Raw genomic sequence first — 10,762 nt, 5'->3', positions numbered from 1 at the left:
CCGGGGACGGAAAGGGGGCCGGAATGACTTTGTGGGGCGCGGAATTCGGCGGGGTGGACTTCGAGGGGATCCTGGACACCCGCCGGGACGCGGTGGGGCTGGTGCTGGACGTCCTGGACGCCACCCTCGGCCTGGTGAACAGCGAGGGTGAGGAGGTGTTCGACTCCGACACCGTCGCCTTCACCGACCGGGCGACCGGCCTGCTGCGGGCCTTCGTCGACACCGGAGACGTACCGCCTTTCGACGAAGAGGAATTCTTCGAGGCGGCCTTCCTGGAATCCGACTCCCTTTCCCCTTACGCCGGAAGCGCACTGCGCCTGGGCCTCGGCCACATCATGCAATTCGCCACGGACCAGATGGACTGGACCGGAGTCCGGGACGCACTCGACGCCTGCTATGAGATCGTGCTCCAGCGCCAGGCATTGGGTCGCGTCGTCACGGTCGAAATGGAACACGAAAACCTCTCCTGCCGCCGGGCGATCGAGCTCCAGAAGGAATTGATCGCGACAGCCCGCCGCTCCTGACCGGCAGGCCCCACGGTGACCTCGCCACGCATGACCAAGGCGGTACGGGCGGAGCTGGACCGTGTCGAATGGGACCGGCTGCGCTGCGCCTGCGGCCACGGCGCACAGCACGTTCCCGACCTGTTCCGGCGCCTGCTGGAGGCCCAGACCGACGACGAACTGCTCGCCTCGGACCTGGAGGGCCACCTCGTCGACCGGGGCGGCCTCTTCGAGGTGGCGGTTCCCGCGGTCGCCGTGATCCTCGCCGCGCTCGCTGGGCCGCTGACGGACGCCGCGCGTTCCTCCCTCGTGACACTGCTCTGGCATCTCGTCGCCGGCGACCCGCACCCGGTGGAGGAAGCACACGGCCGCACCCACCTGGACCAGGAATGCCGGCTCCGGGCCCGGGAAGGCCTCGCGCTGATCCTCCGGGAAGCCGTCTCCGGCGAACGCGAGACGGCGATCGACATCCTGGAACTGGTCGACCTCGACAGCGACCGCGTCGAGCACTACCGCCGCTACGTCCGCAAACGCAAGAGTGTCAGTGGCGGGCCGTAGGGTCCGCACCCATGAGCATTCCCACCGTTGAGGAATCCTGGGCCCGCATCGACGACTGGCTGGCCCGTCACGCACCCGTCAGCCACTCCCTGCTGCGCCCGCCGGCGTCCGACGCGGACATCGAGAACCTGCGGCTCGAACTCGGTGTCTCCTTACCCGACGACCTGGTGGCCTCGCTGCGCTGCCACGACGGGGTGGAACTGCGGCCGGGCGCACCGGTGTTGAGCACCTACGGGCCCCTCGCCGGCGTGGCGGACCTCGCGAGCAGCGCGCTGTTCCTGCGCGATGTCGCCGGAGACCTGGCCGGCGACCCGGACGACGAGGACGAACTGGCGGCCTTCTGGCGCCGGGAGTGGCTGCTGATCACGCTGGGCGTCGGCTGGCAGTCCTCCGACGGACTGTTCCTGTCGTGCCGCCCCGGCCCCCACTTCGGCCGAGTCGGCCGGTACTTCGACGAGGATGCCCCCTCCTTCACCCGCTGGCCCTCACTGCGGCACCTCCTGGCCGACTTCGCGGACGCCCTGGAACACGGCCGCACCTTCAAAGCCGAGGTCCCCCTGGCCGTGGACGGCGTCCTGCTGTGGGAACGGGAGGAAGAACCCCTCCTCGCGGACCCGGTCTCCCCGCTGGCACTGGCCGCGGCGGCCCGCGAACCCGAACCGGCCCCCACGGAGCCGGACCCCGCACCCCTCGTCCCCCTCGCGGACGGACGCACCGCCGTACTCGCCTTCTCCCGCATCGTCACCCACATCCCCGAACCGCTCCCGGACCAGCCGGACCTCCTCTTCGCCGAAGGCCTGACCCCGGACGAACTGCTGCGCCGGCTGGGCGCCCTCCCCGCCACCCTCCGGCCGCGCACCCGGGAGCGGGCACGCGCGGCCGGGGCCTCACCGTGGGCGGCGCGCCGGCCGCTGGTCCGGGCGGGTACGGCCGGCGGATGGGCGTACGCCGCACAGGAGGCCGGCGCCGCGCAGTTCGACCGGCCCGAGGTGCTGCGCCGCGTGTCCGCGGGCACCCGGGCGGTCGCCCTGACCAAGCGGGGGCCGGAAGTGCGCGTCACGCTCACCGAGGACGGCATCGCGTGCCCGGACGCCTCCCGCAGCGTCATGTCCCCGCGCGAAGGCAGCGTCCAGCTTCCCGAGGGCATGCCGCCCCGCTACGTCGGCGCGGACCCCTGGCCCGGATCCACCACCGCGTACACCCGCCTCCTGACCGGCCTGGCGGACGACCACGGCATCGTCCACGACCCGGACGACGACGCGGACACGGAGCTGACCAGCGCCCTGCTGCTCCCCGTTCTCGACGACTTCCCGGAGTACGAGCTCCGGCCCGTGACCGTGGTGCGCAACTTCGACCTGGCCGCTCTCGTGGAGCGGACGGAGCCGCGGCGGCTGCGCGCCGCCGTCGCCGCCCAGTTGACGCGGCTGGCGGCGGAGACCCGGATCGACACCTACCCGGAGGTGGCGGACGCGCTGGCGCGCATCCGCCGTGGCGAGGACGTCCGCGTCCTCCCCGACGACCCGCTCGACCTGCGCATGCGCACCCTCGCCGCGGAGACCTGGGCGGCACGCCGGATGGTGCCGCCCTCCTGGAGCCGTGATCCGGCTCCCGTCGGCCCCGAGGACTTCCGCGCCTGGGTCGTGCGCGAGAGCGCGGCCCAGGCGCTGCGGGCGTTCATCGAGCTCCCGGTTCCCGTCGCCGCGGAGAAGATCCTCCATCAGCGGCTGTCCGTGCACTGGCGGGGCGAACTCGCCGCCGATCTGCGGGAGTCGTGACCCGGGGGCCCGGCCGGTCGAGGGCGCGCAGCTCGGCGAGGACCGGCGCGTCCGTCCCCTCCAGGGCGGACAGCGCGCCGGCCCACCGGCCCCGGGCCCCCTCTTCGTCTCCGAGCGCTCGGAGGACGTGGCCGTACTCGTACTCGGCGAGCCCCCGCCCGTAGGAGTCGCCCCGCGCGGCGGCCTCCGCGAGCAGCGCCGCGCAGGTGTCACGGGCCTCCTCCAGGCGGCCCAGCGCCCGCAGCGCCTGGGCGCGGCCGAGGCGGGTCTCCCGTTCCGCGTTCCAGTGGGCGGTGCCCGAGACCATGACGCGCAGCGCCTCGTCGAAGCTGCGCAGCGCCCGGTCGGGCTCGCCGAGGGCCAGATGCGCACGGCCCGCGTTGCACAGCGCGACCTGCTCGACGACGGTGCTGCCGGCCTCCCGGGCGCGTGCCCTGCTGCGCAGGTGGTACGAGACGGCCGTGCGCGGGTCGGTGAGTTCGGCCACGTACCCCTGGTGCCCGAGCAGCAGCGCCTCGTCGCCGGGGGAGAGACGGTTGGGGCGCAGGGCGAGACACCGTGCGAGGGTCGCGCGGGCGGCGGCGCCGTCGCCGAGTTCCCGCAGCAGCGCGGCCCGGTTGCCGAGGTGCCGCATCCGGGTCATGTCGTCGCAGTCGTGCTCGCTGAGCCGTACCGCCTCGTCGAGGACGAACACGGCCTGCCGGACGCGCCCGGCCGAGTAGTGCGCGGTGGCGAGGTGCCCCAGCGCCCGCCCCTCGGCCGCGGTGTTGCCGCCGGCTCGGGCCAGGGCGATGGCGTGCCGCGTCAGGCGTTCCAGGTCGCGGACCCGGCCGCGGTCGTGCAGGTAGGGGAACAGGGAGTTGATCAGCTCCAGCGTGCGGGCCGGGCCCAGGCGTCCGTGCCCGCCGGAACCGGCCAGGGCGAGGAGGTTCGCCGCTTCCGCGTCGCCCCAGGCCAGCGCCGCCGCCGGATCGGCGAAGACCGGGCCCGTACGGACCCCGGGGTGCCGGGCGGTCCCGGCGTGCCGGGGCTCGCCTGGCGGCTCCGCGCGGTGGCCTGGGTGGCTGGTCTCGTCTGCCGGGTCCGCGCGGTGGCCTGGGTGCCGGGGCTCGTCTGCCGGGTCCGCGCGGTGCCCTGGGTGCTCGGCCTCGTCCGCCGGGCCATCGGGCTGCCGGGGCCGCCCGGAGTGCCCGGAGGCCCGGCCGGGGTCCGGCCGCAGTGCCGCCGCGCACCGCGCGAGCCGTTCCTCGTACCAGCTCAGGGCCCGCTCGACCGCTCCGGCGGTGCGGCCCCGCTCGTCCGCCCGCCCGGCCAGCTCCCGGGCGAAGTCGCGGACCAGGTCGTGCGGCGCGTAGCGGCCGAAGCGCACCTCCTGGAGCAGCGCCACCTCCGCCAGCCGGTCCAGGGCCTGCTCGGCGGTCCACTGCGAGCGGTCCAGGGCCGCCGCCAGCAGCGGCGCCCCGTACTCGGGCAGGTCCAGCGCACCGATGAGGACCAGCGCCGCGGCGGCGTCCGCGTCCCGCGGGTCGCCCGAGCCCAGCAGCGCCTCATGGGCCGCCAGCAGGGACCGGCGCACACTCAGGTCCTCCAGTTCCAGCTCGTCCAGGCGGTCCTCCTGCCGGGCGAGGCGTTCCACCAGCTTCTCCACCGGCAGGGTCCGCCGGCTCCGCAGCCGGGCCGCCGAGATCCGCAGCGCCAGCGGGAGACGGCCGCACAGGGCCACCAGCCGGGCGACCGGCTCGGCGTCGGACGCGTCCCACGACCGGCCGGAGGCTTGCTCCAGCAGCAGGGCGCCGTCCTCGGGCGAGAGCGGTTCGAGCCGGACGTGCGCCGAGGCTCCCAGGGTGGCCAGCGGCCGTCTGCTGGTCACCAGTACGGCGCAGCCGGCACCGGCCGGGAGCAGCGGGCGTACCTGGCTCACCGAGGCCGCGTCGTCGAGGACGAGCAGGGTCCGGGTCGGGGCGAGCACGGAGCGCAGCAGGGCGGAGGCGGCGCCCACGTCACCCGGGATCCGCCGGGCCTCCACCCCGAGGCCGTGCAGGAGGACGGCGAGGGCGTCGGCGGGTTCGAGGGGGGCCACGCCGGGGGTGGCCCCGTGGAGGTTGAGGTGGAGCTGACCGTCGGGGAAGGCGTGCCGGAGCCGGTCCGCGACGTGCAGGGCGAGACCCGTCTTGCCCACGCCCGCCATGCCGCTGATCACGGCGAGCGCGGTGCGGCGGCGCTCGGACTCCAGTGCCGCGCGCAGCCCGGCGATGTGCTCGGCCCGGCCGACGAACTCTCCGGGCGGCGCGGGAAGCTGCGCCGGCCGCGGAGCCGTACCCGTCGGCGCGGTGGTCGCGGCGACGGTGGCGTTGGTGGCGAGGGGCGACGCGCGGTGCCGTACACCCGTGCCCCGCAGCACCTCCAGGTGGGCTTCCTGGACCGCGGGCCCTGGCTCCACCCCCAGCTCCTCGACCAGGGTCCGGCGCAGCGACCGGAAGTGCGCCAGCGCCTCCGCTCGGCGGTCGGTGCGGCCGAGGACGAGGATCAGCTGCCGGTGCAGCGCCTCCCGGAACGGGTGTTCCTCGACCAGATCCCCCAGTTCGGCGGCGACCCCGTCGAGGCGGTCCAGCCGCAGCAGCGCCTCGAAGCGGCACTCGAGCGCCTGCAACCGCTGCTCCTGAAGGAGCGACACCACGGGATGGCCGGCGAGCGCGCGCACGTCGGCGAACGGGGTGCCCCGCCACAGCGCCAAGGCGGCACCGGCGTCCCGCTCCACCGCCTCCCAGTCCTCCCGGCCCCGCGCCTCCCGCGCCCGGCGCACCCGCTCTTCGAACAGATCCCGGTCCAACTCGCCTTCGGAAACCCGCAGTTCGAGCCCGTGGGTCCTGGTGGACAGCCGGGTGCCGCCGGTGTCGCCGAGGCTTCGCCGCAGCCGGGCCACGTGGTTGTGCAGCGAGGCGGTGGCCGTCGCCGGGGGCCGCTCGCCCCACAGCGCCGTCATCACCGTGTCCAGCGGGACCGTGCGGTTCGGCTCCAGCAGCAGCGCGGCGAGCAACGCGCGCGGCTTGGGCCCGCCGAGGGCGACGGCCGCACCGTCGTCGTCGACCGCCGTCACCGCTCCCAGCACCGCGAACCTCACGGACATCATCTTCGTCCAGCGCCGCGCCCGGTTCAAAGCGCCGTTGTTGGCCGGTTGTTGGCGGGCGGTTGGACGCCGTCGGCATGCTGCGTCTCCCGCGCACCGAGAGAGGGAAGACACCCATGCCGCACATACCGCACAGGCCGGCACGCCGGATCCGGGCCACGCTGGTGGGCGTGACAGTGATCGCGGCGGCGGGATCGGCGTTCCTGACGACACCCGCCGCCGCGGCCGACGGCACGGTGACCGCCGTACCGACCCGGCAGTCCCGACACGCCGCCACTCAGGACGCCATGGACGCGGCCGTCACCGCGGGCGTGCCGGGGGTCGTGGCCGAGGCGCGCGACAGCCGCGGGGTGTGGAAGGGCACCTCGGGCGTCGCCGACCTCGCCACACGGCAGCCCCGCGGCTACGGCGACCGGTTCCGCGCGGGAAGCGTCACCAAGACCCTGGTGGCGACCGTCCTGCTCCAGCTCCAGGCGGAGGGGAAGCTGGACCTCGACGCCCCGGTCGACCACCATCTGCCCGGCCTGGTGCGCGGCAACGGCCACGACGGCACGAAGATCACGGTCCGTCAGCTGATGAACCACACCAGCGGCATCTTCAACTTCACCGAGGACGCCACGTTCGCGCAGAAGGTGCTGGGCATCGACTTCCTGGAGTCCCGCTACGACGACTGGACCCCGCGGCAGGTCATCGCCCTCGCGCTGCGGAACCCGCCCCAGTTCGCCCCCGGCACCTCGTGGAAGTACTCCAACACCAACTACCTCCTGCTGGGCCTGATCATCGAACGGCTGACCGGCAGGCCCTACGCCGAGGAGATCGAGCGGCGTATCACCCGGCCGCTCGGCATGCGCGCCACGTACTTCCCCGGCCGCGACCCGCACGTCCCCGCGCCCACCCGGCACTACTCCACCTTCACCGAGGACCCGGGCACGACCTACGACGTGACCGAGCTGAACCCCTCCTGGGCCTGGGCGGCGGGGGAGATGATCACCAACTCCGCCGACCTCAACCGCTTCTACACGGCCCTGTTCACCGGCAGACTGCTGCGCCCCGCCCAGCTGGACCAGATGACGACCACGGTCTCCACCGAGGGCAACCTGCCCCGCCAGCGCTACGGCCTCGGCCTCATCGAGTACGAGACGAGTTGCGGGACCAAGGTCTGGGGCCACTCCGGCGGCATCCACGGCTCCTCGACCCAGGCCTTCGGCACCCGGGACGGCCGGCACATGATCACCCTGAACTTCAACGGCGACTGGGTCGGCGGCGGCAAGAACGTCGTCTCGGCCGAGTTCTGCCCTCCGGGCCCTTCGGCCACGCCCTGAGACGTCCCGCGCCCCCGGTCAGGCCCGGCCCCCGCGCACGGCGTCCCGGCGCGGGGCCAGCGCCCAGCGGATCCCCGCCGTGACCGCCGTGCCGAGCGGGCGGGCGACCACGTCCCCGGCCACCGGGAGCCGGGGCAGCCACAGCGCCCGGGCCGCCCACGGCGGCAGCAGCGACACGGCGGACGCGGCGACCGCCCCGTAGGGCACCCGCGCCACCAGCGGGACGGGTGGCCGCAGCAGCAGGTATCGCGCCGTGGCGCGGGCCTCGGGTGTCGCCCGCAGTTCGGCGCGGTAGGCGGCGAGACACCGCGCGAGACGGGCGCGGTCGGTCGGCGGGTCCGGTATGCCGAGCGCGGTCGCGACGCGGGCCATGTCCGCGACGTACCCGTCGCAGCCCGCGTCGTCCAGCGGACGGGCGCCGTAGCGCTGGTGGGCGCGCAGGAAGCAGTCGACCTCCGCGATGTGCACCCAGCACAGCAGGTGTGGGTCCGAGGCGGCGTAGGGGAGGCCGTCGGCGGTGGTGCCGCGCACCCGCTCGTGGACCGCCCGGACCCGGTCGCAGGCCGCCCGCGCGCTGTCGGCGGGGCCGTAGGTCGTGACGGCGAGGAAGGTGCTCGTCCGCTGGAGCCGCCCCCAGGGATCGCCGTGGAATCCGGAGTGCGCGGCCACGGCGGCCATGGCCAGCGGGTGCAGCGACTGGAGCAGCAGGGCGGCCAGGCCGCCGATGAACATCGAGGCGTCGCCGTGGACTTGGCGGATCGGCCGCTCGGGCCCGAACCAGCGCGGTCCCGCGGCGCCGTGGATGTGCGCTCGGTTGCGCGGCCCGTCCGGCCCGGCGACCCGGGAGAGGATCGCCTCGCCCACCCGGTCGCGCAGGGGGCTCAGGTCCGGGGAGAGTCTCATGGTGCCGTCCCCTCCTTCCCCTGGCGGCGACAGGTGACGTCTGTCCATACTGCTCCGCCGCGTTCCGTTCCGGCGAGACCCGGCACCGGCTGTGAGCCCGCGGGAACGCGGAGTGACCCCCGTACAGTGGGGAGGAAGGGCCGTACCGCACCATGGGCACCAAAGCTCACCGAACACCCCTCGGCACCACCGCACCGGAGCACTCATGCACCACCCGTCCCCCACCCCGGACGACGGCTCCGGCACCCTTTTCGGGCTCGAAGCGCTCGACGGGTTCGACGCCGTCGGCGGCGGGCCGGCGCAGGTCCGCGAAGGCCCCTCCTTCCGGGACTCCGCCACGGCGCGCCGACTGCTGCCGGTACGGGAGATCCACGCCGAGCCCGCGGCGGCGGCCTCCCCGCGCGGCCGGCAGATCATCGCCCGGTACCCTGAGGCGCGGCTGGTCACGGTGGACTCGCACTGGCGCATCCCCGGACTGCACGGCAACGAGGGAAACGTCGAGCGCTGGGTCCGCGTCAAGGGGGAGACGCTGGTCCTGGGGGAGCGGAAGACGCTCGCCGTCCGCCCCAACGGCCGGTCCGCGGACTGGATCGCCCCGGGCGCCTCCAACGGCTGCGCCATGGCCTGCGCCTACTGCTACGTGCCCCGCCGCAAGGGGTACGCCAACCCCGTCACCGTCTTCACCAACATCGACCGGATCATCGCCCACCTCGCCCGGCACATCGCACGGCAGGGACCCAAGACCGAGCCCAACCAGTGCGACGACACGTCCTGGGTGTACGACATCGGCGAGAACGGCGACTGCTCGGTGGACGCCCTGATCTGCGAGAACACCGCCGACCTGGTGCGCGCCTTCCGGCAGTGGCCCACCGCGAAGGCGTCCTTCGCCACCAAGTTCGTCAACCCCGACCTGCTCGCCCTCGACCCGCGGGGCCGCACCCGGATCCGCTTCTCGCTGATGCCGCCGGACGACTCCCGGCTGCTGGACGTGCGCACATCACCCGTCGCCGAGCGGGTCCGCGCCGCCGCGGACTTCGTGGACGCCGGGTACGAGGTGCACTTCAATCTCTCGCCGGTGGTGATCCGCCCCGGCTGGCGGGACGCCTGGGCGGAGCTGCTGACCCGGCTCGACGACGTGCTGCCGGAGCGGGTGAAACGGCAGGCCGCCGCCGAGGTGATCACCCTCACGCACAACCGGGAGCTGCACGAGGTCAACCTCGGCTGGCACCCCCGGGCCGAGGACGTCCTGTGGCGGCCCGACCTCCAGCGGGCCAAGCGCTCCGAGAACGGCGCGGTCAACGTCCGCTACCGCGACGGGGTCAAGGCGGAGGCGGTGGACGCCCTGCGCACACTCATCGGCCGCCACACCCCCTGGCTGCGCGTCCGGTACGCCTTCTGAGACCCCCGCACGGGCCCTCACCGTTCCGTGGGCGCCTGCCGTGGCTCGCGGTCCGAGGCGGGCCAGACGTACGGCAGGTCGTCCGGCACCCCGGGAAACAGCCCGCCGTACACCTCCGGATCCTTGCGGACGAGCGCCGAGCGGTGGCTCTCGTGGAACGCCTCGTCGCCCAGCCACGGCGGCAGCTCACCGGCCGCCGCCAGCTCCGCCTGCCCGCGCACCGGGGCGCCCGGCCGGTACGCGGCCAGCCCGGCGACCAGGGAGGCGGCGCAGCTGTCCTGATGCCCCTGCTCCCGCCAGACCCGGCAGATCTCCAGGCCGTACCGCACCAGGGCCTCCTCGTACCCGGTCCACATCCGCACGGCCGGGTGCCGTCGCCACCCGTAGCCGGGCACGGTCAGCCCCCGCAGCACCTGCAGCGCCTCGACCCGCTGCTTGCCCAGCCGGCGCCGGTCCAGCAGCAGGGCGGTCCGCCGGAAGTCGGGGTGCGGCAAGAACGTCTGCATCCATCCCAGCTTTCCGGGAGCCCCACGGATCGCGCACCCCTGGGGCTGCGCGCGGGTGAACGGCGCACGACCATCCGGACGCCGCTCGCGTGGCGCACGCCCGGGCCGTGGCGCGCGTGGTGTGCCCTGAGACGCAGGACGGACCCACCCGCGAAGGAGACACCCGGCATGTTCGGTCAATCCCAGGCGTTCAGCGGCTTCTCGGTCGACGACCTCGACGCGGCCCGCCGTTTCTACGGCGACACGCTCGGCCTCGAGGTGCAGGAGGCCGGGCAGGGGGCCATGCGGATGCTCATCCTCAGCCTCGGCAGCGGCGCGCGCGTCTTCGTCTACCCGAAGGACACGCACACCCCGGCGACGTTCACGATCCTCAACTTCCCCGTGGACGACATCGACGCCGCCGTCGCCGAACTGGAGCGGCGCGGCGTGACCCTCGAGCGCTACCCCGAGTTCGACCACGACGACAAGGGCGTCGTGCGCGGCGGGGGCGGCGAGGGCCCCGCGGCGATCGCGTGGTTCACCGACCCGGCCGGCAACGTCCTGTCCGTGCTCCAGGAGAGCTGACCGACGGCCTGACACCCCCTAGGTGTGCTGTCCGGACAGGTTGGTGACGCGGCTGGCTGGTGGGTGGCCGCCGATGCCGGTGTGGGGTCGGTGGTAGTTGTACCA

General features: G+C 74.3%; 9 protein-coding genes. 6 read left to right on the top strand and 3 right to left on the bottom strand.

The window, feature by feature from the left end:
• Positions 1–23 precede the first annotated feature (23 nt).
• The 3 genes from ACIG0D_RS28765 to ACIG0D_RS28755 are packed head-to-tail and all read left to right on the top strand — an operon-like array spanning position 24 to position 2,836.
• Positions 24–524, top strand: a complete 501-nt coding sequence (locus ACIG0D_RS28765; RefSeq protein ID WP_399806430.1) for a hypothetical protein — start codon at positions 24–26, stop codon at positions 522–524.
• A gap of 30 nt (positions 525–554) precedes the next feature.
• Positions 555–1,061 carry a hypothetical protein gene (locus tag ACIG0D_RS28760; RefSeq protein ID WP_399806428.1) on the top strand — a complete coding sequence of 169 codons (507 nt, stop codon included), beginning with the start codon at positions 555–557 and terminating at the stop codon, positions 1,059–1,061.
• 11 nt (positions 1,062–1,072) lie between these two features.
• Positions 1,073–2,836, top strand: coding sequence for an SMI1/KNR4 family protein (locus ACIG0D_RS28755; RefSeq protein ID WP_399806426.1), 1,764 nt, complete (start codon positions 1,073–1,075; stop codon positions 2,834–2,836).
• Here ACIG0D_RS28755 and ACIG0D_RS28750 read toward each other — a convergent pair.
• The gene (locus ACIG0D_RS28750; RefSeq protein ID WP_399806424.1) at positions 2,736–5,957 is read right to left on the bottom strand and encodes a BTAD domain-containing putative transcriptional regulator; all 3,222 of its coding nucleotides are present in this window, start codon (positions 5,955–5,957) and stop codon (positions 2,736–2,738) included. The two genes, ACIG0D_RS28755 and ACIG0D_RS28750, sit on opposite strands and share 101 nt — an antisense overlap.
• A 170-nt stretch (positions 5,958–6,127) precedes the next feature.
• Between ACIG0D_RS28750 and ACIG0D_RS28745 the strand changes: the two genes are divergently transcribed.
• A complete protein-coding gene (locus tag ACIG0D_RS28745; protein ID WP_399806787.1) occupies positions 6,128–7,285 on the top strand; it encodes a serine hydrolase domain-containing protein in 1,158 nt (385 codons plus the stop codon).
• A gap of 18 nt (positions 7,286–7,303) precedes the next feature.
• Here ACIG0D_RS28745 and ACIG0D_RS28740 read toward each other — a convergent pair whose 3' ends face one another.
• Positions 7,304–8,188, bottom strand: a complete 885-nt coding sequence (locus tag ACIG0D_RS28740; protein WP_399806422.1) for an oxygenase MpaB family protein — start codon at positions 8,186–8,188, stop codon at positions 7,304–7,306.
• A gap of 205 nt (positions 8,189–8,393) precedes the next feature.
• Here ACIG0D_RS28740 and ACIG0D_RS28735 point away from each other — a divergent pair, with 205 nt between their 5' ends.
• Positions 8,394–9,587: a spore photoproduct lyase family protein gene (locus tag ACIG0D_RS28735; RefSeq protein WP_399806420.1), complete on the top strand. Its 1,194-nt coding sequence runs from the start codon at positions 8,394–8,396 to the stop codon at positions 9,585–9,587.
• Positions 9,588–9,604: 17 nt separating this feature from the next.
• On the opposite strand, the gene ACIG0D_RS28730 is transcribed toward ACIG0D_RS28735, so the two are convergent.
• Positions 9,605–10,093, bottom strand: a complete 489-nt coding sequence (locus ACIG0D_RS28730; protein ID WP_399806418.1) for an MSMEG_6728 family protein — start codon at positions 10,091–10,093, stop codon at positions 9,605–9,607.
• A gap of 168 nt (positions 10,094–10,261) precedes the next feature.
• Here ACIG0D_RS28730 and ACIG0D_RS28725 point away from each other — a divergent pair, with 168 nt between their 5' ends.
• On the top strand, positions 10,262–10,657 hold the full coding sequence (locus ACIG0D_RS28725; protein WP_399806416.1) for a VOC family protein: 396 nt from the start codon (positions 10,262–10,264) through the stop codon (positions 10,655–10,657).
• The last annotated feature ends 105 nt before the right edge of the window (positions 10,658–10,762 follow it).

The organism is Streptomyces sp. NPDC052773, assembly GCF_044547145.1.
GTDB lineage: Bacteria > Actinomycetota > Actinomycetes > Streptomycetales > Streptomycetaceae > Streptomyces.
Note: the sequence above shows the minus strand (reverse complement) of the source record. Positions and strands in the feature narration are given on the sequence as shown.